Origin of the sequence: Bradyrhizobium sp. STM 3843 (assembly GCF_000239815.1) — a bacterium.
In the GTDB taxonomy this organism is placed as follows: Bacteria; Pseudomonadota; Alphaproteobacteria; order Rhizobiales; family Xanthobacteraceae; genus Bradyrhizobium.
This window is the reverse complement of record NZ_CAFK01000210.1, coordinates 1-24,960: the sequence shown is the minus strand read 5'-3', so window position 1 is coordinate 24,960 and position 24,960 is coordinate 1. Positions and strand designations below refer to the sequence as shown.

Here is a 24,960-nt window from a genome sequence, read left to right as displayed (position 1 = left end):
TAGCACTTCAACTGATTCGCGAGGATAGCAGCCCGGATTCAAAACCGCGCGCGTGCAGACGATTTCCGCACCTGCGTTGCTTTCGCGCACGTTCCAATGAAGCTGGTTATCCGCCGCGCAGGAGCGCGCCGACTCTGGAAAGGTGCGAATCAGTGCTGGCGTCGGCGGAGCGCGACGAGGCCCAGCAGCAGGGCCGCAACCGCGATGCCGACGGGGATGTTGACCGAATTGGCACGGCCCGAACGTGCATCGGCCGCAGCAGCCGATGGCGCGAGCGGGATGGTGTCGGGATCAATATCGTCCGCGGCGGGATCCCGGACCGGCGCGGCGACGGCAACCCGGAGCCGGCTGGCGAGGGAGGGATATTCGGGCGCCGGCCGTTTCATCCTGACAGCCCCGATGACCGCGCAGATCAGCGCCAGCAGCAGCAACAAGCCGCCGACAGCACCGAAGGCCGCATAGATCCCGGCGACAGTCTCGATCCAGTAGAACAATGTGCCCAGGCCGACCAGAAAGGCCAGCAGCACGAACAGTCCGGCGGCCGCGAACATCGCGCCTGCCACGGCATAGGATTTCGCCGTTCCGGTCGCCTGGCGGGTGCGATCACGCAAATAGGCATTGGTCGCGCGCTTCACGCGCGTGAGCCGCTGCTCGATGCCCAGTCGCAACAGATCTCCTGGTGGCGCGAGCATGCACGTCTCCCTTGGAAAGGCCAACGATCGAGCAGCCGGGGATGTCCACGGCGGGCTCGCCGGGATGAACGTGGAGGGATTTGTAATGTTCCGTTTGGATTGGCCGATCACACGGGGCAGCTCGTGCCTTGCCCAAAAGAAAATCCCCTCCACCGCGGGGCGGTAGAGGGGATTGAGATGTGAACAGGACCGATGCGGACGGCGCGTCAGGCTACGGCCTTGATCACCTTGCCGACCTTCTCGACGATCTCGCCGACCTGGTCCTCACTGACGATCAAGGGCGGCGTCAGCGCCAGGGTGTCGCCGGCGATGCGCAACATCAGGTCGTTGCTGTGGAAGGCGGTCTCCATCGCGGAGTAGCCGCGCTTGCCGGCAGCATCCGGCAGCGAGGCGAGGTCGATGCCGGCGGTGAGGCCGACGGTGCGGATGTCGAGCACGTTGGGCAGGCCCTTCAGCGACATCACCGCATCGGCGAATTTCGGCTCCAACGCGCGGGCGTGCTCGAACAGCTTTTCGTCGCGATAGATGTCGAGCGTGGCAAGCCCGGCCGCGCAGGCGATCGGATGCGCCGAATAGGTATAGCCATGGGTGAACTCCACCATGTGCTCCGGCCCGCTCATGAACGCGTCGTGGATGGTGTCGCGCACCACCACGCCGCCCATCGGCGCAGCACCGTTGGTGACGCCCTTGGCGAAGGTGATCAAATCCGGCGTCACCCCATAGCGCTCGGCGGCGAAGGCATAGCCGAGGCGGCCAAAGCCGGTGATGACCTCGTCGAAGATCAAGAGGATGCCGTGCTTCTGGGTGATCTCGCGCAGCCGCTGCAGATAGCCCTTCGGCGCCGGGATCACGCCGGTCGAGCCGGCCATCGGCTCGACGATGACGGCGGCGATGGTGTTGGCGCCGTGCAGGTTGACCAGGTTCTCGAGCTCCTCGGCAAAATGCGCGCCGTATTCCGGCTCACCCTTGGTGAAAGCCTGCTTCTCGCGATCATAGGTCGCAGGGATGTGGTCGACGCCGGTGAGCAGCGTGCCGAACAGTTTGCGGTTGTTGACGATGCCGCCAACCGAGGTGCCGCCGAAGCCCACGCCATGATAGCCGCGGACGCGGCCGATCAGGCGGGTGCGGCTGCCCTGGCCGTTGATCTGGTGATAGGCGAGCGCCATTTTCAGCGCGGTGTCTGCGGCTTCCGAGCCGGAGTTGCAGAAGAAGACGTGGTCGAGTCCGGCCGGCGCGAGGTCGGCGATGCGGCTCGCCAGCTCGAAGGCCTGCGGAATGCCGAACTGGAACGGCGGCGCATAGTCCAGCGCCTCGGCCTGCTTGCCGATGGCGGTCGCGATCTGGCTGCGGCCATGACCGGCATTACAGCACCACATGCCGGCGGCAGCGTCGATGATCTTGCGGCCGTCGACGGTGATGTAGTGCATGTCCTTGGCGCCGGCGAGCAGGCGCGGATTCTTCTTGAACGACCGGTTGGCGGTGAACGGCATCCAATGCGCGGCAAGATCGTTCGGAACGGTAACAGGGGAATGTGGGCTCTTGTCCAGCATGGGGACCTCTTCGGGCGTTCTAGGCGGATGTTCAGACGGACAACATCATCCAGAAAAATGGAGGAGCCGTTTTCCTGAACGATGGTGATTTAAGGGTCGGGCGCGCGACGATCGCCGCGTATCCTGGCCAGACGCAAGCTATCAGCTTCGCAGGCCGACGGGAATGTCAAAGGACCGGCGTTCCTGCCGACCTGATGGGCGGTTTCTGCACGGCGTTTCCGGGGCTGTACCGCGGATCGGAACCGCCCTGCACCTTTTTGCGGCAACGCGGAAAGAGAGTTGTTTGCGGCCGCGCAAGGCCCGAAGTCGAGCCGTCGAACCGACGTCTTTCGGCTAAGCGCGAGGCGCGTGCCGGCACCGCGCTCGCGCTTGCGGCAGGTGCGCTGCAATTCGATCAGCGGCGGGGCAAGGTGTCGGTCGCGGCCGGGGTCGCCACCTTGCAAGAGCCAGTCGGGGATCGGCCATGCCGTCAACAACTGGTTGCGCGTGCGCGCCTCCTTCACGGTCTCGCCGCAGGTTAACGACTATGGCGGAGCAGCCGGTGCCTTGCGGACGCTGAACGAGGTCGAATGGACCGTTTCATGCACGCAACCATTGAGAGCAAAGATGCGACGCTCGCCTCGGTTGCCAGCAATGGGAACTTTCGTTGCATTTCGGTTACTCCGGATTGTTACGGGCGCGTGCTACATATTTCCTGATATTTCGAAGTTGTGCTGCCGCTGAGCGTGGCACGCCCTGCGGCGTTGCCGTCCGCTTGTGGCATTTGGGGGCGGCCTCATGTCGACGAGTTTTGCTGCCACCTTGCGGCAGATCAGGATCAATCCAGTCCCAGCCTTCGGAGTGATCATCGCCCTCTCGTTCGCATCGTGTGTGTGCGGGCTGCGGCCGGCACAGGCGCAGGGGTTTGTGTGTGCGCAGGTGGGCGGCGGCGATGGCGGTAGCACGGCGGCGGTCGCCAAGGATGTTGCTTGTGGCAACCAGGCGACTGCAGCGGGTGACGCTTATTCCCCGCCGCCGATATCTGTTGGAAGTTCGGCCTTCGGCGACCAGGCCAAGGCGGCTGGCGATGGCAGCACGGCACTCGGCAACGAGAGTCAAGCAAGCTTCGGTGGAAGCACGGCGGTCGGCGCGCTCAGCCAGGCGGGTTTGACCGGCACTGCCATCGGCTTGCAGGCCCACGCCAACGCAACCAACGGAAACAGCACGGCGGTTGGCGCGCTTGCCTCTGCATCCGGAGACAGCAGTGTTGCACTCGGAAGCACCAGTCAGGCTAACGGCGCGTTCAGCACAGCGGTCGGCACGAACGCGCAGGCGAATGCGTCGAACTCAATCGCAATCGGCGGCAATGGGTTAAACGGCAGCGGCAATGCAGCCTTCGTGGACGCGACATCCACCAACAGCATCGCCATCGGCAACCAGGCCGTGATCGGCGCCAACAGTGGCAATGCCACCGCGCTCGGCTTCAATGCCCACGTCCTGGGCCAGAGCGGCGTTGCGATCGGTGACGCCAGCGTGGTCAGTGGCAACCAGAGCGTGGCGATCGGCTCATCGAACAAAGTGCTCGGTAACAACAGCGCCGTGATCGGGGTCGGTGAGTATGTGAGCGGCACCGGCAGCTTTGCGATCGGCAATCCCAATACCGTGTTCGGGAACGGGACGTTTGTGCTGGGCGGCAACAATCAGGTGAACACCAACACCGGCACCGCCAATTGGGGCGACCACGTCAACGTGGTGGGCTCCAACAACAATGTCGCGTTCACCGCCAGTGCGGCAGGCGCAGCGGTGCTTGGCAATGGCAGCACCGTCAATGCCACCAATGCGGTGGCTATCGGCAACGGTACGGCGGTGAGCGGGACCTCCGCCATCGCGGTCGGTCTGAATAGTACCGCAAGCGGTACCGACAGTACGGCGATCGGCGTCAGCGGCGCCGCGAACGGCAACTACAGCCTCGCACTCGGCACGACGGCGCAAGCCAATGGCGACAATGCGATCGCGATCGGCACCAATGCGGTGTCGGCGCCGAACTCGGTGGTGATCGGTCCGAACGCGACCGACAACAATTTCGCCAATGCCGCGGTCTATGGTGCCTCCGCCCAGGTCGGCGCGGCCGGCAATGTCGCGATCGGCAATGGTGCCAATGCTTCGGCCGCAAATTCGGTCGCGCTTGGCGAAGCCAGCGTCGCTGCCGGCGCCGGCTCGACCGCAATCGGCCGCGGCGCGACAGTCGTGGCAAGTGCCACCAACTCGGTCGCGATCGGCCAGAACTCGGTGGCGAACGCGCCCAACACGGTGTCGTTTGGATCCGCCGGCAACGAGCGGCGCCTCACAAATGTGGCCGCTGGCATCAACCCGACCGATGCGGTCAATGTTTCGCAGCTGAACAGCATCGCGAGCGGAGTCCAGTCGCAGATCAGCGGCTTGCAAACCCAGATCACCCACGCCAATTCCGGGATCGCGATGGCCATGGCGATGGGCGGCGGCTTCCTGCCCGACAGCAAGCGGTTTGCGGTCGCCACCAATTACGGCACCTTCGCCGGCCAGAGCGCGGTTGCCATGACCGCGCTGGCGCGGCTGACCGACAACATCGTCGTGTCGGGATCTGCGAGCTATGGCATGCGCTCTGACGGGAGCCAGTTCGGCGGGCGCGTGGGAATGCAGATCGCATGGTAGATCGAGCTCCGCCGCGCGCGCTTCTGATCGTGTTGTTGCCCGTGCTGATCGGAATGGGGACGGGCGCCGCCGAGGCGCAGCAAAACTCGCAACCACAACAGCCACAGCAAATCCCGCAGCAGCCGCAATTTCAGACTCAGCAATCGGCACAATGGGCCACGATGCCGCGGATGCTGCTCGAGCGGCAGTTCGCCGGTCCGCTGCAGGACACCATCGTGCAGCGCTGGCGTGATCCGGCCGACGGCACGGTGTGCTACATCTACCTGCCGATCACGGCGCCGCATTCGCCGCCGACCGCCTCCGGCTTCGTCCAGTATGGTGGCAACATGATCGGATCGATCAGCTGCATGCCGTCGCCGCCCGCATCCCACGCCGCGGCCAGCCCGCGGCACCCGGCAACAGCGGCACAGGGCCAGTAGCCTAGGCCAGATCCGCAGCGGTGATCCAGAACACCTCGCCCTCTGAGTCTTCGGTGTCGAGCCACAGCAGCGGGAGATCGGGATAGGCGGCTTCGATCTGCGGGCGGTCGCGGCCGACCTCGCAGAGCAGGCCGCCTTCCGCCGTCAGATGACTGCGCGCCTGCGCGAGGATGCGGCGGATAATGTCGATGCCGTCAGCGCCGCCGTCGAAGGCGAGCTTCGGTTCGGCATGGCATTCCGCCGGCAGCGCCGCCATGCCCTCGGCATCGACGTAAGGCGGGTTGCTGATGATCAGGTCGTAGCGGCGGCCCTTGATCGGGGCGAACAGGTCGCCGTGATGCAGCGAGATGCGATCAGCAAGGTCGTAGTCGGCGACGTTGCGCGCGGCGACGCCAAGCGCATCCTTGGAAATGTCGACGGCATCGATCGCGGCGTCCGGAAAATGCCGGCTGGCGAGGATCGCAAGGCAGCCGGATCCGGTGCAGAGATCGAGCACGTTCTCCACCGCAAAGGGATCGTCGATCAGCGACGTGCCTTCGCTTTCGCTGCCGCCGAAATGCGAGGCCAGGAGCTCGCCGATGAAGGAGCGCGGCACAATGACGCGCTCGTCGACATAGAACGGCAGGCCGCGCATGTAGATCTTATTGACGAGATAGGCAGCCGGCTTGCGCGTCGTCACCCGTGCCTCGATCAGGTCGAGGATGGTCTTGCCTTCGGCCGCGGTCACGCGCGCGGGCGCGAAGCTTTCGAACTGCTCGGGGCGCAGATGCAGCGCTTCGCCGACCAGGAATGCGGCCTCGGCCACCGGATCGATGGTGCCATGCGCGAACACGAGCTCGGCGGCCTGGAAGCAGCTCACCGCGTAGCGCACGTAGTCGAGCAGGGTCTGCAATTCGCCGGCACCGACGTTCGGGAGCCTGGCAGTACCAGCCTTGGGCGATGGCGGCGTCTTGACCGATTTTGCCATCATGCCTTCCAGCGGGCCGCAGCGTCATCGTCGTGGCGCTTGGCCTCGACCCAGCTGGTGCCGTCTTCGGTTTCCTCGCGCTTCCAGAACGGCGCGTTGGTCTTCAGGTAGTCCATCAGGAACTCGGCGGCCTCGAACGCGGCCTGGCGATGGGACGATGCCGTCACCACCAGCACGATGTTCTCGCCCGGCGTGATGCGGCCGTAGCGGTGAATGACGGTGAGGCCTTGCAGGGGCCACCGTGCCATCGCTTCCTCCGCATGCCGCATGATCTCGGCTTCCGCCATGCCGGGATAATGCTCGAGCGTCAGCGCGGTCAAGGGCCTGCCATGGTCGTTGCCGCGGCAAATGCCGGAGAAGCTCACCACCGCGCCGATATCGGTGCGGCCATGGTGAAGCGCGGCGATCTCGCGCGCCGTGTCGAAATCGTCCTGTTGCACGCGGACGGTGAGGATGGCGGTCATGGGCGCCTCTGGTCCGGCCGCGTCAGCCGCCGGTCATCGGCGGAAAGAACGCGATCTCGCGCGCGCCTGAGATCGCGACGTCCGGCTGCACATGGGCCTGGTCGATCGCGGCGCGAATCACCTTCGGGTTCTCGAACGCATAGGCGTAGCCTTCGCCACGATCGGTCAGCCACGCGATCAGCTCGGACACCGTGCGCACGCTCTCCGGCGGCTCGATCATCTCCTCGGCCTTGCCGATGCGCTCGCGCACCCAGGCGAAATATTTCACCTTCATCGGGCGTCTTCCTCGATGAGATGATGAATGCCGGCGCGGAAATAATCATAGCCCGTGTAGATGGTGATGATCGCGGAGGCCCAGAGCAGCAGCAGCCCGATCTGGGTCACGACCGGAACCACCATGTCGCCGGCCTCGCCGGCGAGCAGGAAGCCGATCGCGACCAACTGCATCGTCGTCTTCCATTTCGCAAGCTTGGTGACGGGGACGCTGACGCGCAGTGCTGCGAGATATTCGCGCAAGCCCGAGACCAGGATCTCGCGGCAGAGGATCACGATCGCGGCCCACAGGGTCCAGCCGTGGATGATGCCGTCGGCCGCTAGCATCAACAGGCACGAGGCGACCAGGAGCTTGTCGGCGATTGGATCGAGCATGCGGCCGAACGCCGATTGCTGGTTCCAGATCCGCGCGTAATAGCCGTCGAGGTAATCGGTGATGCCGGCCGCGATGAACACGGCCACCGCGACCCAGCGCAGCCACAGCGGATAATCGAGAATCGATTGCGCATAGATGCAGCCGACCACGACCGGTATGGCGGCGATCCGCCCGTAGGTCAGGATGTTCGGCAGGGACATCGAGGTCTTGCTGGTCCCGCGGGTCGTGGCGATGTTCATCCGATGTACCAATACTGCTGTCGCGCGAACGTCAACCATAGAGCAGGATAGCCCCCTGGAAGATGACGAACATATTACGCGAATCGCAATGAAGCCTTTGCGGAGATAGGAACTGATACGCGAGCGGCAACGTGATTTCAGACGTCATTAAGCAGACCAGCCTAGAGGGCGCCAGCCTGGCGGGACAGGTCAGATCGCTTCCGCGCCGTGCACCTGGCACCAATGGGCCAGGCGTTCCGTCAGAAGCCGATCCCGGACATAGGGCAGCGCTTCATCCTCGATAGGCTCGATGACCTCCAGCATGAACGCCTCCGGTCCATGCTTGCTCCAAGCGGCCTGCAGACTGGAAAGACGACAGCCACCCTGGCGCAGGGTGAACCACAGCCGGTTCTGGATCTTCTCCAGGTCCGCCGCACGGCCAATCCAGCGCTGGCCGGTGGTGGTGCAGAGGACGGCATAGATGCCGACGGCGGTCTTGCGTTCCTTATAGGCGGCAATAGCCGCCTTGCGCGTCTCCCGATCCATACTTGCCAACCCGACCAATAATAATTGCTGCCTGGAAGATACACCATTTTATACCCGGGTAAATATAAGGTGAAGCGTAATAAATTTCTGACGCATGTATCCGATCGTTGACACTCTCGTCCCTCACCTGTAAGAAATGTTTGACAGGTGGGAGAGCAGGCGCGTGCCGACGGAGGGCGATCAACTGCTGGAAAAGCTCGCGGCGCTGGCCAACCCGCATCGGCTGCGGGTGCTGGCGGCGCTGCGCAACAGGGGGCGCACCTATGTCAGCCAGCTCGCCCGCGAGCTCGGCATCAGCCGGCCGCTGCTGCATCTTCATCTGCGCAAGCTCGAGGAGGCGGGCCTGGTCACCAGCCGGCTCGAGCTCTCAGCTGACGGCAAGGCGCTGAACTATTTCGATGTCGCGCCTTTCGACATCAGCCTCACGCCATCATCCATCGCTGCGGCAGTCCAAAGCCTGACCGCTGCCGACCCCTCTCTGACACCCGAAGGAGACAAACATGGCTGACAAGGCCGCGATCTTCCTGCTCGTGACGATCCTCATGCTGGTCACGATCATCCTGGTCTTTGGAATGAAATATTTTGCCGCCGTTCGGCAGGCGGGACTGCGACTGGCCAACGAAGACGGCTACCGCCTGCTGGCAGAGCGGGCCGCACGGGCCCAGGAGACGAGCGTGGAGCTGCTTGCGGCGCTCAAGAGCAGTCTCGGCGAGATCGAGGCGCGGCTCGCCCATGTCGAAAAGGTGCTGAAGCAGGTCGAATGATGACCCCCGAACAACGCACTGAAGACCTGGCGCAGCTGCAGCGGATGCGGGCGATCTCGCTGATCGAAGCCAGCACCTTGCTCTTGCTGGTTCTGGTGGCCGTGCCGCTGAAACACTTGGCTGGCCTCGCCATCGCGACACGGATCATGGGACCAGTCCACGGGCTCGCCTTCCTGACCTATGTCTGGATGCTGATCCAGCTGGTCTCCGCCGGCGGCTGGTCGCGATCGGAGATCACCCGGCTCGTGCTTGCCGCGTTCATCCCCTTCGGCGGTTTCGTCAATGCGCGCCTGCTGGCGCGGCGCCAGGCGCGGTTGGCTGCGCCGTGATTTATCTGTGGCTGAAGGCGCTGCATGTCGCCGCGGTGCTGTGCTGGACCGGCGGACTGCTGGCAGCGGCCGTCGCCATTGCTGCGCGCCGGGCCCTGCCGGAGGCGGTTGCGCCGAGCCACCGTGCTGCGCTCGCGGTCATCAGTCGGTGGGACCGGCGCGTGACCTCGCCGGCCATGCTGGTGGTGTGGGGCGCGGGGCTTGCGCTTGCCATGCAGGGCCAGTGGTTCGGCTCGCTCTGGCTGACGCTCAAGCTCGGAATCGTGCTCGCTCTGTCCGCGCTCCACGGCGTGCTCTCGGGAACGTTGCGGCGGCTTGCGTGGTCGGAGGCGCCAATGGTGCCGTCCTGGCTGAAGCACGTGCCGCTGTTGGTCGTCGGCAGCGTGACGGCGATCGCCGTGCTCGTTGTGGTCAAGCCGTTCTGAACTGCCCCATGTGGCCGGCGCTACGAAAGGTCTGCGTTGCTTTCGTTCGAGACGCCTGCACCTTGTTGGAGCTGCGCCCTACCAGGGCGACCAGCCCTGCTGCATTGGGCGATAATATTGACCGCCGCGCCAATATTGGGTGCTGCTCCGCCGACGCGGCGCGACGCGTTGCGGGTCCCAATCGTTCTGGTAGAGCGTGCCGTAGCTGCCGTACTCCGCGTCACTGTCGCTGGCGACGTACACATCGGCCGAAGGCTGGCGCGTCTCGAAGCCACCCTGGGGCTGGTTGCTCAGGACCGCGACAAACTCGGTGCGGTAGTTGGTCTCGCTCGAGAGCGGCTCGTCCGAGACGATGATCGAAGATCGCGGCAAGGCGGTCGGCGCGATCCGATCGAGCACCTCCTGCGGGAAGGTGATGCGGCCGAGCGCGTCCTTGGCATTGTCGCCGTCGTCGATCGTAACCACGCTCCAGCGCAGGCCCGCTCCGCTCTGCGCCATCGCCGTGAACACATGGGTGCCGATCGGCTTGTCGGGATCGCGGATCGTGACCGGAACCTCGATGGAGGCATCGAACTCTTCACCGCCGCCGTCGCGCGCCCGCTTATGTGTGTTGCGGCGCACGTAAAGTTTCCGCGTGGCGCGGCTGACGTAAATTGAGACTGGTTCGAGCGCGAGCCTGGCCTCGGTCGCGGCTTTGGCCGCATCGCTCCGCTTGGCCTCGGCCGCCCTGGCGGAGTCCTTGGCCGTGGCGGCGGCATCGAGCTTGGGTTTTGAATCGGCCCTGGCCGTGTCGAGCTGGGTCGCCACGTCGGTCGCCTTGAGCGTGGCCTTCTGCTTCAGGTCCTCGGCCCGCGCCTTGGCCTGGTCCGTTTTGGCGGCAGCGAGCAGCTTGTCGGTGTAGGCGAGCTCGGCATCGGCGCGGCTCTTGGCCTTTTCCAGCTTGCGCAGGGTCGCGGTGAGCGTGGTCGCTTCGCGGGTGGCCTCCGCTACAGCGCGCTTTGCCTCGTCGGCCGCCATCGTGGCTTCTGCCGCCGCCCGGGCGAGCGTCTCGGAACGTCCCGAAGCAGCCGCCAGCACCTCCGCGTTGGGTTGAAGCAGCGCTGGGTGGGAGAACTCGACCGGAGCCGGGTCATCGGGGGCAATGATCACCCGCATCCCGATCCGGGTTTTGTCGAACAGCCGCTCTGCGAAGCCGTAGGGCATCCGCACGCAGCCATGCGAGGCCGGATAGCCCGGCAGCGGGCCGCCGTGGAGCGCGATCCCGTTCCAGGTGAGGCGCTGCATGTTCGGCATCCAGGCATCGTCATAGAGGGTCGAATGGTGGTCCTTGTCTTTCTCGAGCAGGGCGAAGACGCCCGCCGGCGTCTCGCGTTCGGTGATCCCGGTCGACACCGGGGCGCGATAGATCCAGCCGTCGGCGTCGTAGAACGTGACTTTCTGCGTCTTGATCGACACGATCGCCATGATCGGCTCACCAGCTGGGCGCGGCGCCGTTGCCTCGGCGGTGGGTGCAGGGCGCGCCTGCCTCGCCGCCGCACCGGCGGTCACTGCCAGCAGCGCGGCCGTCGCCGCCAGCATCGCCATCGCGGGATGTCCCCAGCGCCGCGTGGTTCCGGTGGATGGCGGCGCCGTGACTTGATCGACCATGTCATTCCCCGATTGAATTGCTTATCCACGCTTCTCGCGGCAGATCGCGTTTACATGCTCGATCTTGCATTTGGGTGAAGTAAGGCGACCCGGCCTTGGTTCCGGCCATATTTGCGGGCCAGTGGCCTAATTCGGTTGGCTGTGGAAATACTCGAAAATCTTCCGCGCGCTTTCGGCCGAGACGCCCGGAACCTTGCCGAGATCGGCGATGGAGGCGCGCTCGATCTCCTTCAGCGTACCGAAATGCAACAGCAGCGCGCGCTTGCGCGCCGGCCCGATGCCGGGGATCTCCTGCAGGCCGGCCTCGCGGATGTCCTTCTTGCGCAGCTTGCGGTGCGAGCCGATCACGAACCGATGCGCCTCGTCGCGCAGGCGCTGGATGAAATACAGCACGGGATCGCGCGGCTCGAGCTTGATCGCCTCGCGCTCGGGGATGAACAGGGTCTCGCGGCCGGCGTCGCGGTCCGGTCCCTTGGCGACCGACATCAGCGCGACATCGGTCACGCCGAGCTCGGTGAAGATCTCTCGGACAGCGTTGAGCTGGCCGCGGCCGCCATCGATGATGACGAGGTCGGGCCGTTGCTGAACGTCGTCCTCCTTGGCGCGCGCAGTATCCTTTTCGGATGGCGCGAGCAGCCGCTTGAAACGGCGTTGCAGCACCTCCTTCATCATCGCGTAGTCGTCGCCGGGCGTCAGCCCTTCGGAGCGGATGTTGAACTTGCGATACTGGTTCTTGATGAATCCGTCGGGGCCGGCGACGATCATCGCGCCGACCGCGTTGGTGCCCTGGATGTGGCTGTTGTCGTAGACCTCGATCCGCTTTGGTATCGTCGGCAGGCTGAGCGTGGTGGCCATCGCCTCCAACAGCCGGCTCTGCGTCGCGGTGTCCGCAAGCTTGCGCCCCAGGGCCTCACGGGCATTGGTCAGCGCATGCGCGACCAGCTCCTTCTTCTCGCCGCGCTTGGGCGTCGACACCTCGACCTTGTGCCCGGCCTTCACGCACAGCGCCTCGGCCAGGAGCTCGGTCTCCTCGATTTCATGCGACAGCAGGATCAGTCTTGGCGGCGGCTTGTCGTCGTAGAACTGGGTGAGGAAGGCGGCCAGGACCTCCTCGGGCGTAAAGGTCTTTTCCGCGCGCGGGAAGTAGGCACGGTTGCCCCAGTTCTGGCCGGTGCGGAAGAAGAACACCTCGACGCAGGAATAGCCGCCCTCTTGGTGGATCGCGAAGACGTCGGCCTCTTCAACGGTGCGCGGATTGATGCCCTGCTGCGACTGGATCGCCGACAGCGATGCCAGGCGGTCGCGATAGACCGCCGCGGTTTCGAATTCGAGCTCGCCTGATGCCTTCTCCATTTCAGCCGCCAGCAATTGCTTCACGGCATGGCTGCGCCCGGACAGGAAGTCGGTCGCCTCGCGCACCAGCTCGGTATAGCCGGGGAAATCGATCTCGCCGGTGCAGGGCCCGGCGCAGCGGCGGATCTGATAGAGCAGGCAGGGGCGGGTGCGGCTCTCGAAGAATGAATCGGTGCAGGAGCGGATCAGGAAGGCGCGCTGCAGCGCCGTGATGGTGCGGTTGACGGCGCCGGCCGAGGCGAAGGGGCCGAAATAGCGCCCCGGCCGCGACTGCGCGCCGCGGTGCTTGAGGATCTGCGGCGCCCAATGATCGCCGGTGATCAGGATGTAGGGGAACGATTTGTCATCGCGCAGCTGCACGTTGAAGCGGGGCTTCAGCTGCTTGATCAGGTTGGCCTCGAGCAGCAGCGCCTCGGTCTCGGTCGTGGTCGAGATGATCTCGACATTCACCGTCGCTGCGATCATGCGCAGGATGCGCGCCGGCAACGGCGCGTTGGGCCTTGCATAGGACGACAGGCGCTTTTTGACGTTCTTGGCCTTGCCGACATAGAGCACGTCATTGTTCGCATTGAGCATGCGATAGACGCCGGGCGAGGTCGGTGCGAGCCGCACCGCCTTCTCGATCGCCTCATGGCCGATCGCCAGCGGGCCTTCGGCAACCGCTTCGGTGCTCTCCTCCGTCAGCTCGGGCAGGCGTCCTTCATCGTCCTCGTCGGCGGACGAGGCGGCAGGATCGATGTCGGGCGCTTCCAGGGTCTGAGGCGGCAGGTCGGCCGCAGCGGCGCGCCTGGTCTCGGGCGCGGGCGCCTTGGGCGGATCGGAGCTGTGGGTGGTCATGATCCACGAATTTAAGCCTTGGCAGCGGCTCACGCCAGCATCGGTGCGGCCGTCATTCACAGGCGCGGCGGTAACGGTCCGTTAAGGACGTTAAGCGGCCGGTAACCGGGCTTAATGAGGCTTTAACCTCAAACTCTCGATAAATCTTCACGAAAAAAGCTGGAGTTCCCTAACCAAGTCGGTCGAACGCCGCGCCGTACAGGCGCCGCGCGGACCGGCAGGTGACGGTGTCGCGTGGAGTTGACGATGAACAGGTTGGTTGCGGGTGCGGTCGCCCTTGGCGCGCTCGGAGCGGTGTCGGCGCAGGCCGCTGATCTCAATTATGCGCCGCGCGGCTACACCCTGAATCAGCCTCTCAACGCCTATAGCTGGGCCGGCCCGTATCTCGGCGGCACGCTCGGCTACGCCTGGGGCGAGGTCGGCAACAATCCGACCAAGCCGTCGGGGATCACCGGTGGGATCGAGGCGGGATATAATTGGCAGACCGGGCCCTGGGTGTTCGGCGTCGAAGGCGATATCAACCTGACCGGCGCCAACGATACCTTCGCGCCGTGGAAGTTCTCCAATCCGTGGTTCGGCACGTTGCGCGGCCGCGCCGGCTATGCCTTCAGCAACATCCTGTTCTACGGCACTGGCGGTCTCGCCTTCGGCGAGTTGCGCGGCGAAACCTTCGGACTGTCGGAATCGCATTCGACGGTCGGCTGGACCTTGGGCGCAGGCACCGAGTTCGGGCTGGCGCAGAACTGGACCGCCAAGATCGAATATCTCTATGTCGATCTCGACAGCAGCAATTTCGTGGTTACGGGGGCGAAGAACGACTATCGGTTCGGAGTGGTGCGCGCAGGCATCAACTTCCACTTCTGATAGGAAGAAGAAACGGCAACGACATGGACTTCCGGCCGCCGTCAGCGGCCGGAAATTTTTTGGCACGACAACGCCTGTGCGAATTCGGCAACCGAGTTGCCTCGCATATGAGCCGGCTCTGTCGCCTGCGGCTCCCAGGTTCAAACGACTAATAAAAGGACGTTCGTATTCTTCGCCTGTCGCCTTCGCCGGCCGCTCGACGGCGGACGGATGGCGATCCGGGACGCTACGACGACAGCACCAGGTTGACCGCCTTCGGGCCCTTGCCCTTCTTGTCCGGTTCAACCTCGAAGCTGATCCGCTGTCCTTCGGTCAAATCCTTCAACCCGGCACGCTCCACTGCCGTGATGTGCACGAACACGTCGCGCCCGCCATCGTCCGGCTTGATGAAACCGTATCCACGCTCACCATTGAAAAATTTGACCGTACCAGTCATGGCCATCGGGAACTCCTCCCCCGCAATGCTTCCTCCACTGCGCGACCTGCGCAGGGTCCGACCGGACATCACTTGAACGGAAAGCGTGGCCACCTTAACGAGCCGGCATCACACATACCGGGTCATTTGGATCTTGTTCGGCCTTGATCACCCCGCCGCAACCATTCGCGGAAGCGGAACGTAAAGCCAGTCTTACAATCGGCTAGTTTAATACGGTTCCGCGCCGATTGACTACGGATTTTCCACTAATTGCCGGGCGAAGCTTTCGGGAACTCAAGCCGGAAACGCGCCGTGCCGCCCTGGCCAAGCGGTTTCTCCAACTCATGCAAAATAGTCCTGAGCTCGTCGTGCAAGGTCCAGGGCGGGTTGACGACCAGAAGCCCGGTCGAGGCCAGCCCCTCGCCGGCGATCTGCGGCGCGACACTGAACTCGATGCGTAGCAATTTACCGGGCGGCTTCGCCGCCGCGGTAAGATCCGCCAAACGCTGAGCCAACTCATCAGTCGCGCGCCGGCTCTTCGCCGGATACCAGATCAAATACACACCGGTCGGCCATTTTACGAACGCGGCCGCGAACCGCTCACCGAGGCGCTCGAACTCATCCTTTGCTTCGAAGGGCGGATCGATCAGCACCAGTCCGCGCCGCTCGTTCGGCGGCACGAAGGCCGGCAGCGCCACCCAGCCATCGAGATCGACGATGCGAGCCTGGGTATCGCGCCGGAGCGCATCGATCAGATGCTTGCGCGGGATCGGCGCGAGCTCGCAGGCGGTCATGCGATCCTGCGGCCGAAGCATGGCGCGCGCGATCAGCGGAGAGCCGGGATAAGCGACCAGCTCGGCTTTGGGATTGAAGGCCCTGACGATGTCGAGATAGGGCGCAACCAGCGGAAGCGCAGAATCGGAAAAGCGCGCTTGCATGATGCGGGCGATACCCGTCCGCCATTCGCCGCTGCGGCTGGCCTCCTCGCCGGTGAGATCATAGAGGCCCGCGCCGGCATGGGTGTCGATCACGCGGAAGGCGGCCTCCTTCTCCTGCAGATAGATCAGGATGCGCGTGAGCACGATGTGCTTGATGACGTCGGCGAACCCGCCGGCGTGAAAGGCGTGACGATAATTCATCGACGTGAGTTACGATGTCCCGGGACGAAAGCAACCCCGCATCGTCGCGTCGGAAAGGCCGGCCATCACATCGGGAAGAAGCTCGGCCGCGATCTCCCTGCAGCCCGTTCGTCGCGACGCTCGCCCTTGGTAGGCTACTCAAGGACGAGGTCCTGTCTCTTTGAGCCTTTATCCTCCTAGCCTGCCAGGCGAGGCATCAGGGCCCTCGCGTCAACTAGCCACCCCGGAGCGGCGGCATCGTCACGTCGTCGCGGCGGCAGGCCTGGCGATCGATCTCGTCGCAAGACCGGAATTGCAGCTCCTTGGTGAGACAGATCCGGACTTCACTGAGCCGGGTGCGGTTGCAGGTCACGGCGATGGCGGAATTGGTGAGGTTCGGGTTCGCCTTGATGAAGGCCTCCTCGACCGCGGCCGGTGTCACCGTCTTGGGCTCGGATAATTCGAGAAATTCGGAGGGAATCTTGATCACCGCACGGGCTTTGCGAACCGTCTCGAAATAGGCCTTGGCCGGCATCCCGGAGCAGGTGCCATGCTTGTCCCACTCGTTGTAGATCAGCCCGGGCGCCGGCATCAGGTCGAGCATCGATGTCATGATATTGCGCGGCAGCCGCGGCGCCGGCTGTTCGCAATATTCGGGATAGCCGCTCTCATATTGCGGCCACAGCCCGTGCACGACGAAGGAGTAGGGGCGGCCACTGCATTGCTGTGACCGGCCGCCATTGCCGCGCTCCTCGGCCTCGGCGCAGAACGATGGCGACCACGACAGCGACAGCACGTAGAAATCGAACGCGCCTGGCGCGTTCTGGCGGCGGTCTTGCGCCTGAGCTGTCGAGACTTGGATCGAAGACAGCACAAGCCCGCTCAGGGCGAGAGCGGCGAGGGCGCCATGCTTGCGCAGCCTGTGGCTGGCAAAGCCTGGCAGATCATCAGGGCAATCAAACATGGGTGAGCTCCCCCAGGAACATGGCGAGAACTCTACCAGGAGGGAGGAACAATTCAAGAACAAAATTCAAGGTGACGCGCCCGCAACTGCGCGTGCAAATGCCTGCGATGCCGGACCCTCGGCCGGCGGCCAAACGCTCAGGGCTTGATCAGGGCTTGGCGGAGCGGCAGCCCGGGCCATAGGCCCAGTTGCGGTCGAGACCGACGACGCAGAACTCGACGCCCTGGTCGTAGCCGGCAAAGCCGCCATCCTCGATGATCGAGAAATTGACGGTGCGCACCTTGCCGTCGCTCACCATCGCAGTGCCGGTGCAGTAACGCCGCGGGATATTGTCGGACTGCCAGGGCCGGAACGCGATCTCGTGCACGTTGCTCATGCCCGTGATGGTCAGCGACGAATTCCAGAAGGTCCTTTCCTTCTCTCCGAAGTCGTGAACGACCGTCGACACAGCCGCCTCGCAAGGCGCGACGCGGCCGTCATATTTCGGACCTGACAGCCAGAAGTTCAGCTCGAGCGGGTTGGCGGCCCGGGCCGGTGCGGCGGCAACGACGACGCCGAGCAGCGCGCCGCAGGCGGCACCGAGGGTCTTGAACGAGAGGCTGAGGTCGCGCATAGGCCATCCGCAAAAGCTGGTCTGGGAAGGGGGGAACGTGCAACGCTGGCCGCAACGGGTCAAGTGCAGGGCAGCAACACTTCACGACAAGTCGGGGGACACCGCACGCGGTGTTCTTTTCTTGCGCGGGCAGGCCCTTTAGGATGCAGCCCAACGGATGGGAGATTGCAATGCGGATGACCAAGCCCTGGATTTTTGACTCCATTTTGAAGGCCGCGGGGCTGATGGCCGTTGGCGCTATTCTGACGGCGGGCCCGGCGCGGGCCGATTGGGTGCCGGCCTTCAAGGGCAACGACACCGGCGGCATCATCGCCTATTCGCTCGCCCAGACCACGGATGCGCGTCAACTGGCGGTCGATCACTGCGCGTCCTATGGCAAGGTGGTGAAATTCCTGGCCGTCGACGCCCAATATGGCGGCTATCTGTCGTTCTCCTGCCGCTGGGTGCCGTATGGCTCGGCGCAGCATCCGCTGCGTACGCTTTACTGAGCCGAAGGGGCGGCACGAGCGCCGGGACGAAATCATGATCCGCGTACGCGTTGGTTTGGGACTGCTGGGGTGCGGCGCGCTACTGGTCGCGCCGTTCGCTGGCGCATCCGCTGTCGAACTGCCGACCCGCAAGCCGGGCCTGTGGGAAATGAAGATGGTCCGGACCGGCTCGCAGATGCCGGAGATGACCATGCAGCACTGCACCGACGAGACCACCGACAAGGACCTGAACAACATGGTCTCGCCGATGGCCAAGCAGATCTGCTCCAAGCAGGACATCCAGAAGACGGCGACCGGCTATGTCAGCGATTCCGTCTGCAACGTTAGCGGCATGACCACGACGTCGCATGCCGAGATCGTCGGCGACTTCAATTCTGCCTACACGGTCAAGACCACGTCGCACATCCAGGGCGGCGCCGCCGGTGCCGCGGGCCGCGATGGGACCATGACCATCGAGGCGAAATGGCTCGGCGCCTGCAAGCCGGATCAGAAGCCCGGTGACATCGTGATGCCGGGCGGCGGCTTCAAGCTCAACATCAAGGACGCCGACAAGCTCAAGGGCCTGATCCCCGGCGTGAAGCAATAGCTTTCTTGTTGTTTGCCGGCAGAAGCGCGGTATGCGCTCATCTTGCTCGCACTCGTTCTTACCTCACCCCGCAAGCGGGGCCAGGAGCAGACCGCCTGCTGCGCAATAGCCCGCGGTTAAACCGGAATCCGCACCGTCGCGCGCAGGCCGCCCATCGGACTGTCGCCCAACATGATGTCGCCGCCATGGGAGCGGGCGATGTCGCGCGCGATCGCAAGGCCCAGGCCCGTGCCGCCCTCGTCCTGGTTGCGCGCATTGTCGAGCCGCAGGAACGGCTTGAAGACCTCCTCGCGCATCGCCAGCGGAATGCCCGGGCCGTCATCGTCGACCGTGATCGTGAGATAGCGGTGATCGCGATGGCCGGAGATTGAAATCGTGTTGGCGTAGCGCGCCGCATTGGAGACGAGATTGCCGACGCAGCGCCTCAGCGCCTGCGGCTTCACGGTGACGACCGGCAAGCCGCGGAACGAGACGGAGGCGGTGTGGCCGTCACGCTCGGCGTTGCTGCGCAGCTCCTCCAGCGCGTTCGAGATGTCGGTCGGCTGCGCCACCTCGCCGCCGTCGCCGCGTGCGAAGGCGAGATAATCCTCCAGCATGCCCGACATCTCGTCGATGTCCTTGCGCATGGCGTCGATCTCGGGCCCGTCGCCGAACAAAGCGAGCTCGAGTTTGAAGCGGGTGAGGATGGTGCGCAGATCGTGGGACACGCCGGCGAGCATCGCAGTGCGCTGCTCCATCGTGCGCTCGATGCGCGATTTCATCTCGATGAAGGCATGTGCTGCGCGCCGCACCTCGCGTGCGCCGCGCGGCCGGAAGTTCGGCGCCTCGCGGCCCTTGCCGAAGCTTTCTGCCGCGTCCGCCAGCCGCAGGATCGGTTTGATCTGGTTGCGCAGGAACAGCACCGAGACGATCAGCAGGATCGACGAAGTGCCCACCATCCAGAACAGGAAGATGTCGGTGTTGGACGCATAGGCCGCGCTGCGCTGCGCGAACACCCGCATCACCGCGTCGTCGAGCGCAATCCGGATCTCGACCAGATTGGAGCGGCCGACGGTGTCGATCCAATAGGCGCGGCTGATCTGGCGGCCGATCTGTCCCGACAGTGACTGGTCGAGCAGGTTGAAGAACGGCTTCGGCCCCGGCGGCGGCATGTCGCCGGCCGGCAGGAAGTCGACCACCAAATTGAGCCGCTGCTGCGCGATGCGGCGGAGCATGGTGTGGTCCTTGTCCTGCGGATAGGCCTTGTAGATGTCGATCAGCGCGGCGACGTCCTGCACGACGGCGGCCGACAGCCGCCGCGTCACCGTGTTCCAATGCCGCTCCATGAACACGCCGGCTACCACGGTCTGCAGGATCACCATCGGCACGATCATGATCAGGAGCGCGCGGGCATAGAGCCCGGTCGGCATCCAGCTCTTGAACGCATGGCCCATCCAGCCATTCGCGGCGGACACGCGGCGCGAGGCGGTGCGGATCAGAGTGAGGCCGGTGTCGAGCGTGGTCATTTGCGAGCGCGGACAGTGGTTGTAAGCGATCGGCGGCGAAGTAGTTTGGGACCTGTCGCGCGGTCCTCGGTGCGCTCCCTCTCCCCGTTCTTACGGAGTCGCGACGAGCTTCGCTCGCGCTGAGAGGGTTGGGGTGAGGGGCAGACGCACGATCGGTGTAAATTGCGAGACCTGTACCCCCTCACCCGGATGGCATCTGACGATGCCATCCGACCTCTCCCCGCGAGCGGGGCGAGGTTAAGAGCTTCATCGCCGCGTGAGCTGGGCGCAATCTTGTAGGCCGCGATCATGTCTGTTCGCCGCCTCAGCTCAAGCCGACGTCATCAGCCGATAGCCGATGCCGCGCACGGCCTGCAGGAACAGCGGATTCGCCGGGTCGGTCTCGAGCTTGCGTCTGAGACGGTTGATCTGCACGTCGACCGCGCGCTCGTTGACGGTGCCGTTGCCGGTGAGCGCCCCGCGCGGCACGGTCTCGCCGCGGGCATTGGCGAGGATGCGCAGCATCTCGCGCTCGCGGTCGGTGAGGTGGATGACCTCCTCGCCCTGTTTCAACTCGCCGCGCGACAGATGATAGACGAAGGGGCCGAAGGTGACCTGCTCGACCACCTCTTCCGCCGGCGGCGGCGCGGCGCGCTTCAGGATGTTGCCGATGCGCAGCGCCAGCTCGCGCGGCTCGAACGGCTTGGCCACGTAGTCGTCGGCGCCGAGCTGTAGCCCCTCGATGCGGCTGTCCGGCTCGGAGCGCGCCGTCAGCATCACGATCGGCACCGAGGACTGGGTGCGGATGAAGCGCGCGAGGTCGAAGCCGCTCTCGCCGGGCATCATCACGTCCAGGATCAACAGATCGAAATGCAGGCCGGTGAGCTTGGCGCGGGCGTCGCTCGCGCTCATCGCGGTCGTGACGCGGTAGCCTTCGCCGCGCAGGAAGCGCGACAACAGATCGCGGATGCGGCGGTCGTCATCGACGAGCAGGAGGTGCGGCGCGTCGTCGGCGGGGGTCTGCGGAGCGCGAGTGGCGATGGCGGCGAGCGGCACGATCACTCCTTTGCAGTGGTGACGGGTGTCTTGAAGATCGCTTCCAGCACCTTGTCCGGATCGTCGCGATCGATCATCGCGCGCAGGAACTGGCGAACCTTATCCGCGCCCGCCGGCCCGACCTGCTCCAGCGCGCGATCGATGCGCCGGGTCTGCAGGCCCGCCAGCTTTGCCACCAGGGCCTCGCCCTTGGCGGTGGCAAAAAGAAGGCGCTGCCGACGGTCGTTGTTGCCGGTCTTCTGCACGATGTAGCCCTCGTCGAGCAGCTGCTTGAGCACGCGCCCCAAGGACTGCTTGGTGATGCGCAGCACCTCCAGGAGATCGGCGACCTTCAGCCCGGGATAGCGGGTGACGAAATGCATGACGCGGTGATGCGCGCGCCCGAAGCCGAAGGCTTCCAGCTCGTGGTCGGCATCGCCAACGAAATCGCGATAGGCGAAGAACAGGAGCTCGATGATGTCCCAGCGCAACGGCCGCTCGTCCGCCGCCGCAGCCTGCGGCTCGGGAGCCCGCGAATCGGGGCTGTCGGGACGGGTCGAGAAATTTATGTCAGCCATGTTGACGTTTCTGAGGTTCAATGTTACAAAACATTCGCTCACGGCGAAATTTTAGATCGTTTAGCCGGCGAGCGACGTGTCTCAAGACGTGACTGAACAGGCCTGAGTCCGCCCGGAAGGACGGCAAGGGCCGCGCATTGATCTACCGTGTTGTCGAGCGGCATATCGGCAAACATACTGGACTTCCGCCTGGCACAAAAGCGCGTCCTCATCGACCTGCTGGCGGGCAACCGGCCCCAAGCTGGGTGGCGAAGTCCAGACCGACGAAGCCAGCAGTGCCGACCGGACCGGTCGGTGCCAGAACTCGCGATGGCCAGCCCAGCGGGGAGCAAGAACATGAGCTTGAATTTCGAAATCCAGCCGACACCCAATCCGACCTCCGCAGAGGAGCGCGCAGCCAAGCTCGCAAACCCCGGCTTTGGCCGGGTCTTCACCGATCACATGGCCGTGGTCCGCTACAATCAGGCGAAGGGCTGGCATGATGCACGCATCGTGGCGCGGGCGAATTTCCCGCTCGATCCGGCCACGGCCGTCCTGCACTATGCGCAGGAGATTTTCGAAGGTCTCAAGGCGTACAAGCGCGACGACGGCGGGGTGAACCTGTTTCGCCCCGATGCCAATGCCAAACGCTTCCACAATTCGGCCGAGCGCATGGCGATGGCGCCGCTGCCCGAGCCCGTCTTCATCGACGCCGTCGAGCAGCTCGTGCGGATCGACCGCGCCTGGATCCCGGGCGGGGAGGGCAGCCTGTACCTGCGGCCCTTCATGATCGCGAGCGAGGTCTTCCTCGGCGTGAAGCCGTCGGCGGAATATATCTTCGCCGTCATCGCCTCGCCGGTTGGCTCCTATTTCAAGGGCGGTCCGGCGCCGGTCTCGATCTGGGCGTCAGAGAATTATACGCGCGCCGCGATCGGCGGCACCGGCGCCGTCAAATGCGGCGGCAATTACGCGGCGAGCCTGCGCGCCCAGGCCGAGGCGATCGAGCATGGCTGCGACCAGGTCGTCTTCCTCGATGCGCTCGAGCGCCGCTACGTCGAGGAGCTCGGCGGCATGAACGTGTTCTTCGTGTTCGACGACGGCTCGCTCGCGACGCCGCCGCTCGGCACCATCCTGCCCGGCATCACCCGGGATTCCATCATCGCGCTCGCCAAGGATGCCGGCACCGAGGTGCGTGAGGAGGCCTATTCGATCGACCAGTGGCGCGCGGATGCCAAGAGCGGCCGGCTCAAGGAGGCCTTCGCCTGCGGCACGGCAGCCGTGATCTCGCCGATCGGCAAGGTGCGTTCGACGAGCGGCGATTTCGTCATCAATGGCGGCGAAGCCGGCCCGGTCGCAATGGGACTGCGCAAGAAGCTGGTCGACATCCAGTATGGCCGCACCGCTGATCCGCACAGCTGGATCCGCGAGGTGAAGTGACTGACGCTCCCTTCCGCCTGCGGGTGAAAGGGTGAACTGTGTCCGCGATAGCGGTGCGCTCCTTTCCCCCCGCGGGGAGGGGTTGGGGGTGGGGGTCTCCGCGAAGACTGCCCGTGTGGACCCCCCAACCCCAACCTCGAGAGCGAGCTTCGCTCGCCTCGGACCCCGCAAGGGGGGAGGGAGCGCACCACATGCGCGGCGAAAAGGTGCGCTCGCCACATCTGAGCAACCCGCAGGACTGAAGCACGTCAGCGGCGGTTGCCGCCATGTGCCACGGCTGCTACCAAGCCGCCATGTCCGACAAACCCAAAAAACCACAGAAATTGAAGGCGCGGCTGCCGCGCGGGCTGGAGGATCGCGGTCCCGCCGCGATCGCGGCCACGCGTGAGATGGTGGAGAAGATCCGCGCCGTCTACGAGCGCTACGGTTTCGAGCCTGTGGAGACGCCGGCGTTCGAATACACCGATGCGCTCGGCAAGTTCCTGCCCGACCAGGACCGCCCGAACGAGGGCGTGTTCTCGTTCCAGGACGATGACGAGCAGTGGATCTCGCTGCGCTACGATCTCACCGCGCCGCTGGCGCGGTACGTCGCGGAGAATTTTGACACGCTGCCGAAGCCCTATCGCTCCTATCGTGCGGGTTACGTATTCCGCAACGAGAAACCGGGGCCCGGCCGCTTCCGCCAGTTCATGCAGTTCGATGCCGATACGGTGGGCGCGCCGACCGTCGCGGCTGACGCCGAAAATTGCATGATGGCCGCGGATACGATGGAGGCGCTCGGCATTGCGCGCGGCGATTACGTCGTGCGCGTCAACAACCGCAAGGTGCTCGACGGTGTCATGGAGGGCATCGGTATCGGCGGCGATGACAATATCGGCCGTCGTCTCACCGTGCTGCGCGCGATAGACAAGGCCGACAAGTTTCCGATCGAGGAGATCAGGAAGCTGCTCGGCGAAGGCCGCAAGGACGAGAGTGGTGACTACACCAAGGGCGCGGGCTTGAGCGATCAGCAAGCCGAAGCCGTTCTCTCTTATGTCGGCAGCAAATATGCCGACCCCAGCGGTGACAATGGCAGCGGTTGGGATATCAGCTTTGCGCAATGGCGCGAAGTCGTCGGCTCGTCCAAGACCGGCCAGGAAGGCATCGATGAGCTCGCCCAGATGGCCAAGCTGTTCTGGAGTGCGGGCTACCGCTACGACCGCATCAGCTTCGACTCGTCGGTCGTGCGTGGCCTCGAATACTACACCGGCCCTGTATATGAGACCGAACTGACGCTGGAAACCAAAGACGAGAAGGGGCGTGCGGTGCGGTTCGGCTCGGTCGGCAGTGGCGGGCGCTATGATGGCCTCGTCTCGCGTTTCCGTGGCGAGCTGGTGCCGGCAACCGGTTTCTCCATCGGCGTGTCGCGGCTGCAGGCTGCGCTGACGATGCTTGGCAAGCTCGATACGCGGCCGGCGTTCGGTCCCGTGGTCGTGACCGTGTTCGATCGCGATCGCGTTGCCGACTATCAGGCGATGGTGTCCAAGCTGCGCAATCACGGCATCCGCGCCGAGCTCTATCTCGGCAATCCCAAGAACATGGGCAACCAGCTCAAATATGCCGACCGCCGCAATGCGCCCTGCGTCATCATCCAGGGCTCGGACGAAAAGGCGCGCGGCGAGGTGCAGATCAAGGATCTGATCGAGGGCGCCAAGGCGGCCGCCGCGATCGCCTCCAACCAGGAATGGCGCGAGAGCCGTCCGGCGCAATTCTCCTGCAAGGAGGACGAGCTGATCGCCGGCGTGCGCGAGGTGCTCGCTCGCCATGACGTGAATTGGGGTTAGTTCTTACCCTCTCCCCTTGTGGGAGAGGGTGCCGAGCGAAGCGAGG

28 protein-coding genes are annotated in these 24,960 nt (G+C 64.7%); 11 read left to right on the top strand and 17 right to left on the bottom strand.

Annotation, left to right across the window (positions count from 1 at the left end; genetic code table 11):
• Positions 1-149: 149 nt before the first annotated feature.
• From BRAS3843_RS22425 to BRAS3843_RS40875, 3 genes are all read right to left on the bottom strand, one after another.
• On the bottom strand, positions 150-692 hold the full coding sequence (locus BRAS3843_RS22425; protein WP_008971345.1) for a phage holin family protein: 543 nt from the start codon (positions 690-692) through the stop codon (positions 150-152).
• Positions 693-898: 206 nt separating this feature from the next.
• On the bottom strand, positions 899-2,242 hold the full coding sequence (locus BRAS3843_RS22420; protein ID WP_008971344.1) for an aspartate aminotransferase family protein: 1,344 nt from the start codon (positions 2,240-2,242) through the stop codon (positions 899-901).
• Positions 2,243-2,331: 89 nt separating this feature from the next.
• Complete coding sequence (locus BRAS3843_RS40875) at positions 2,332-2,745, bottom strand: hypothetical protein (protein ID WP_139024951.1); 414 nt, start codon at positions 2,743-2,745, stop codon at positions 2,332-2,334.
• Positions 2,746-3,019: 274 nt separating this feature from the next.
• On the opposite strand from BRAS3843_RS40875, the gene BRAS3843_RS22415 reads away from it, so the two are divergent.
• Both BRAS3843_RS22415 and BRAS3843_RS41640 read left to right on the top strand, forming a co-directional pair.
• Positions 3,020-4,912, top strand: a complete 1,893-nt coding sequence (locus BRAS3843_RS22415) for a YadA-like family protein (protein ID WP_008971342.1) — start codon at positions 3,020-3,022, stop codon at positions 4,910-4,912.
• On the top strand, positions 4,906-5,331 hold the full coding sequence (locus BRAS3843_RS41640; protein ID WP_008971341.1) for a hypothetical protein: 426 nt from the start codon (positions 4,906-4,908) through the stop codon (positions 5,329-5,331). The genes BRAS3843_RS22415 and BRAS3843_RS41640 overlap by 7 nt, the downstream gene beginning before the upstream one ends.
• A gap of 1 nt (position 5,332) precedes the next feature.
• Here BRAS3843_RS41640 and prmB read toward each other — a convergent pair whose 3' ends face one another.
• The 5 genes from prmB to BRAS3843_RS22385 form a co-directional block, all read right to left on the bottom strand.
• Complete coding sequence (prmB, locus tag BRAS3843_RS22405) at positions 5,333-6,298, bottom strand: 50S ribosomal protein L3 N(5)-glutamine methyltransferase (protein WP_035982464.1); 966 nt, start codon at positions 6,296-6,298, stop codon at positions 5,333-5,335.
• Positions 6,298-6,762: a molybdenum cofactor biosynthesis protein MoaE gene (locus BRAS3843_RS22400; protein WP_008971339.1), complete on the bottom strand. Its 465-nt coding sequence runs from the start codon at positions 6,760-6,762 to the stop codon at positions 6,298-6,300. Before BRAS3843_RS22400 ends, prmB begins: the two co-directional genes overlap by 1 nt.
• Before the next feature lie 22 nt (positions 6,763-6,784).
• Positions 6,785-7,036: a molybdopterin converting factor subunit 1 gene (gene moaD, locus BRAS3843_RS22395; RefSeq protein ID WP_008971338.1), complete on the bottom strand. Its 252-nt coding sequence runs from the start codon at positions 7,034-7,036 to the stop codon at positions 6,785-6,787.
• Positions 7,033-7,650 (bottom strand): CDP-diacylglycerol--glycerol-3-phosphate 3-phosphatidyltransferase, encoded by a 618-nt coding sequence (gene pgsA / locus BRAS3843_RS22390; protein WP_008971337.1) that lies wholly within the window; start codon positions 7,648-7,650, stop codon positions 7,033-7,035. Before pgsA ends, moaD begins: the two co-directional genes overlap by 4 nt.
• Before the next feature lie 189 nt (positions 7,651-7,839).
• Positions 7,840-8,175 (bottom strand): GIY-YIG nuclease family protein, encoded by a 336-nt coding sequence (locus BRAS3843_RS22385; protein WP_008971336.1) that lies wholly within the window; start codon positions 8,173-8,175, stop codon positions 7,840-7,842.
• 163 nt (positions 8,176-8,338) lie between these two features.
• On the opposite strand from BRAS3843_RS22385, the gene BRAS3843_RS22380 reads away from it, so the two are divergent.
• The 4 genes from BRAS3843_RS22380 to BRAS3843_RS22365 are packed head-to-tail and all read left to right on the top strand — an operon-like array spanning position 8,339 to position 9,693.
• Positions 8,339-8,683, top strand: a complete 345-nt coding sequence (locus tag BRAS3843_RS22380) for a winged helix-turn-helix domain-containing protein (RefSeq protein WP_008971335.1) — start codon at positions 8,339-8,341, stop codon at positions 8,681-8,683.
• On the top strand, positions 8,676-8,939 hold the full coding sequence (locus tag BRAS3843_RS22375) for a hypothetical protein (protein ID WP_008971334.1): 264 nt from the start codon (positions 8,676-8,678) through the stop codon (positions 8,937-8,939). Before BRAS3843_RS22380 ends, BRAS3843_RS22375 begins: the two co-directional genes overlap by 8 nt.
• Positions 8,939-9,268 (top strand): DUF3817 domain-containing protein, encoded by a 330-nt coding sequence (locus BRAS3843_RS22370; RefSeq protein ID WP_035982462.1) that lies wholly within the window; start codon positions 8,939-8,941, stop codon positions 9,266-9,268. The genes BRAS3843_RS22375 and BRAS3843_RS22370 overlap by 1 nt, the downstream gene beginning before the upstream one ends.
• Positions 9,265-9,693, top strand: coding sequence for a CopD family protein (locus tag BRAS3843_RS22365; protein ID WP_008971332.1), 429 nt, complete (start codon positions 9,265-9,267; stop codon positions 9,691-9,693). Before BRAS3843_RS22370 ends, BRAS3843_RS22365 begins: the two co-directional genes overlap by 4 nt.
• A gap of 78 nt (positions 9,694-9,771) precedes the next feature.
• On the opposite strand, the gene BRAS3843_RS22360 is transcribed toward BRAS3843_RS22365, so the two are convergent.
• Both BRAS3843_RS22360 and uvrC read right to left on the bottom strand, forming a co-directional pair.
• Positions 9,772-11,340, bottom strand: coding sequence for a L,D-transpeptidase (locus BRAS3843_RS22360; RefSeq protein WP_035982458.1), 1,569 nt, complete (start codon positions 11,338-11,340; stop codon positions 9,772-9,774).
• Positions 11,341-11,466: 126 nt separating this feature from the next.
• Positions 11,467-13,530, bottom strand: a complete 2,064-nt coding sequence (gene uvrC, locus BRAS3843_RS22355) for an excinuclease ABC subunit UvrC (RefSeq protein ID WP_008971330.1) — start codon at positions 13,528-13,530, stop codon at positions 11,467-11,469.
• Positions 13,531-13,776: 246 nt separating this feature from the next.
• Here uvrC and BRAS3843_RS22350 point away from each other — a divergent pair, with 246 nt between their 5' ends.
• Entirely contained in the window at positions 13,777-14,394 is a 618-nt protein-coding gene (locus tag BRAS3843_RS22350; RefSeq protein ID WP_008971328.1) for an outer membrane protein, read from the top strand.
• Between the two features lie 226 nt (positions 14,395-14,620).
• On the opposite strand, the gene BRAS3843_RS22345 is transcribed toward BRAS3843_RS22350, so the two are convergent.
• The 4 genes from BRAS3843_RS22345 to BRAS3843_RS22330 all read right to left on the bottom strand — a co-directional run bounded on the left by BRAS3843_RS22345 (position 14,621) and on the right by BRAS3843_RS22330 (position 17,504).
• Complete coding sequence (locus tag BRAS3843_RS22345) at positions 14,621-14,836, bottom strand: cold-shock protein (RefSeq protein WP_006612991.1); 216 nt, start codon at positions 14,834-14,836, stop codon at positions 14,621-14,623.
• 239 nt (positions 14,837-15,075) lie between these two features.
• The gene (gene rlmJ, locus BRAS3843_RS22340; protein ID WP_008971327.1) at positions 15,076-15,948 is read right to left on the bottom strand and encodes a 23S rRNA (adenine(2030)-N(6))-methyltransferase RlmJ; all 873 of its coding nucleotides are present in this window, start codon (positions 15,946-15,948) and stop codon (positions 15,076-15,078) included.
• Between the two features lie 214 nt (positions 15,949-16,162).
• On the bottom strand, positions 16,163-16,891 hold the full coding sequence (locus BRAS3843_RS22335; protein ID WP_008971326.1) for a ribonuclease T2: 729 nt from the start codon (positions 16,889-16,891) through the stop codon (positions 16,163-16,165).
• 148 nt (positions 16,892-17,039) lie between these two features.
• Complete coding sequence (locus BRAS3843_RS22330) at positions 17,040-17,504, bottom strand: hypothetical protein (protein ID WP_008971325.1); 465 nt, start codon at positions 17,502-17,504, stop codon at positions 17,040-17,042.
• A gap of 170 nt (positions 17,505-17,674) precedes the next feature.
• On the opposite strand from BRAS3843_RS22330, the gene BRAS3843_RS22325 reads away from it, so the two are divergent.
• Together BRAS3843_RS22325 and BRAS3843_RS22320 are read left to right on the top strand one after the other, a co-directional pair.
• Entirely contained in the window at positions 17,675-17,992 is a 318-nt protein-coding gene (locus tag BRAS3843_RS22325; RefSeq protein ID WP_008971324.1) for a hypothetical protein, read from the top strand.
• Positions 17,993-18,026: 34 nt separating this feature from the next.
• A complete protein-coding gene (locus BRAS3843_RS22320; protein ID WP_008971323.1) occupies positions 18,027-18,578 on the top strand; it encodes a DUF3617 family protein in 552 nt (183 codons plus the stop codon).
• A gap of 116 nt (positions 18,579-18,694) precedes the next feature.
• On the opposite strand, the gene BRAS3843_RS22315 is transcribed toward BRAS3843_RS22320, so the two are convergent.
• From BRAS3843_RS22315 to BRAS3843_RS22305, 3 genes are all read right to left on the bottom strand, one after another.
• The gene (locus BRAS3843_RS22315; protein WP_008971322.1) at positions 18,695-20,083 is read right to left on the bottom strand and encodes an ATP-binding protein; all 1,389 of its coding nucleotides are present in this window, start codon (positions 20,081-20,083) and stop codon (positions 18,695-18,697) included.
• A gap of 309 nt (positions 20,084-20,392) precedes the next feature.
• Positions 20,393-21,124 carry a response regulator transcription factor gene (locus BRAS3843_RS22310; RefSeq protein ID WP_008971321.1) on the bottom strand — a complete coding sequence of 244 codons (732 nt, stop codon included), beginning with the start codon at positions 21,122-21,124 and terminating at the stop codon, positions 20,393-20,395.
• Positions 21,121-21,675 (bottom strand): MarR family transcriptional regulator, encoded by a 555-nt coding sequence (locus tag BRAS3843_RS22305; protein ID WP_008971320.1) that lies wholly within the window; start codon positions 21,673-21,675, stop codon positions 21,121-21,123. Before BRAS3843_RS22305 ends, BRAS3843_RS22310 begins: the two co-directional genes overlap by 4 nt.
• 336 nt (positions 21,676-22,011) lie before the next feature.
• Between BRAS3843_RS22305 and BRAS3843_RS22300 the strand changes: the two genes are divergently transcribed.
• Both BRAS3843_RS22300 and hisS read left to right on the top strand, forming a co-directional pair.
• On the top strand, positions 22,012-23,091 hold the full coding sequence (locus BRAS3843_RS22300) for a branched-chain amino acid aminotransferase (protein ID WP_008971319.1): 1,080 nt from the start codon (positions 22,012-22,014) through the stop codon (positions 23,089-23,091).
• Positions 23,092-23,384: 293 nt separating this feature from the next.
• Complete coding sequence (gene hisS, locus BRAS3843_RS22295; RefSeq protein WP_008971318.1) at positions 23,385-24,914, top strand: histidine--tRNA ligase; 1,530 nt, start codon at positions 23,385-23,387, stop codon at positions 24,912-24,914.
• Positions 24,915-24,960 lie beyond the last annotated feature (46 nt).

Bases quoted from the DNA above. Each gene is read 5' to 3' on its own strand.
- BRAS3843_RS22305 (WP_008971320.1), bottom strand. From the start codon at position 21,675: ATGGCTGACATAAATTTCTCGACCCGTCCCGACAGCCCCGATTCGCGG.
- BRAS3843_RS22375 (WP_008971334.1), top strand. From the start codon at position 8,676: ATGGCTGACAAGGCCGCGATCTTCCTGCTCGTGACGATCCTCATGCTG.
- BRAS3843_RS22420 (WP_008971344.1), bottom strand. From the start codon at position 2,242: ATGCTGGACAAGAGCCCACATTCCCCTGTTACCGTTCCGAACGATCTT.
- hisS (WP_008971318.1), top strand. From the start codon at position 23,385: ATGTCCGACAAACCCAAAAAACCACAGAAATTGAAGGCGCGGCTGCCG.
- pgsA (WP_008971337.1), bottom strand. From the start codon at position 7,650: ATGAACATCGCCACGACCCGCGGGACCAGCAAGACCTCGATGTCCCTG.
- BRAS3843_RS22330 (WP_008971325.1), bottom strand. From the start codon at position 17,504: ATGCGCGACCTCAGCCTCTCGTTCAAGACCCTCGGTGCCGCCTGCGGC.
- BRAS3843_RS22385 (WP_008971336.1), bottom strand. From the start codon at position 8,175: ATGGATCGGGAGACGCGCAAGGCGGCTATTGCCGCCTATAAGGAACGC.
- BRAS3843_RS22350 (WP_008971328.1), top strand. From the start codon at position 13,777: ATGAACAGGTTGGTTGCGGGTGCGGTCGCCCTTGGCGCGCTCGGAGCG.
- uvrC (WP_008971330.1), bottom strand. From the start codon at position 13,530: ATGACCACCCACAGCTCCGATCCGCCCAAGGCGCCCGCGCCCGAGACC.
- BRAS3843_RS22425 (WP_008971345.1), bottom strand. From the start codon at position 692: ATGCTCGCGCCACCAGGAGATCTGTTGCGACTGGGCATCGAGCAGCGG.
- BRAS3843_RS22360 (WP_035982458.1), bottom strand. From the start codon at position 11,340: ATGGTCGATCAAGTCACGGCGCCGCCATCCACCGGAACCACGCGGCGC.
- rlmJ (WP_008971327.1), bottom strand. From the start codon at position 15,948: ATGAATTATCGTCACGCCTTTCACGCCGGCGGGTTCGCCGACGTCATC.
- BRAS3843_RS22345 (WP_006612991.1), bottom strand. From the start codon at position 14,836: ATGGCCATGACTGGTACGGTCAAATTTTTCAATGGTGAGCGTGGATAC.
- BRAS3843_RS41640 (WP_008971341.1), top strand. From the start codon at position 4,906: ATGGTAGATCGAGCTCCGCCGCGCGCGCTTCTGATCGTGTTGTTGCCC.
- BRAS3843_RS22315 (WP_008971322.1), bottom strand. From the start codon at position 20,083: ATGACCACGCTCGACACCGGCCTCACTCTGATCCGCACCGCCTCGCGC.
- BRAS3843_RS22325 (WP_008971324.1), top strand. From the start codon at position 17,675: ATGCGGATGACCAAGCCCTGGATTTTTGACTCCATTTTGAAGGCCGCG.
- moaD (WP_008971338.1), bottom strand. From the start codon at position 7,036: ATGAAGGTGAAATATTTCGCCTGGGTGCGCGAGCGCATCGGCAAGGCC.
- prmB (WP_035982464.1), bottom strand. From the start codon at position 6,298: ATGGCAAAATCGGTCAAGACGCCGCCATCGCCCAAGGCTGGTACTGCC.
- BRAS3843_RS22300 (WP_008971319.1), top strand. From the start codon at position 22,012: ATGAGCTTGAATTTCGAAATCCAGCCGACACCCAATCCGACCTCCGCA.
- BRAS3843_RS22400 (WP_008971339.1), bottom strand. From the start codon at position 6,762: ATGACCGCCATCCTCACCGTCCGCGTGCAACAGGACGATTTCGACACG.
- BRAS3843_RS22370 (WP_035982462.1), top strand. From the start codon at position 8,939: ATGACCCCCGAACAACGCACTGAAGACCTGGCGCAGCTGCAGCGGATG.
- BRAS3843_RS22335 (WP_008971326.1), bottom strand. From the start codon at position 16,891: ATGTTTGATTGCCCTGATGATCTGCCAGGCTTTGCCAGCCACAGGCTG.
- BRAS3843_RS22415 (WP_008971342.1), top strand. From the start codon at position 3,020: ATGTCGACGAGTTTTGCTGCCACCTTGCGGCAGATCAGGATCAATCCA.
- BRAS3843_RS22320 (WP_008971323.1), top strand. From the start codon at position 18,027: ATGATCCGCGTACGCGTTGGTTTGGGACTGCTGGGGTGCGGCGCGCTA.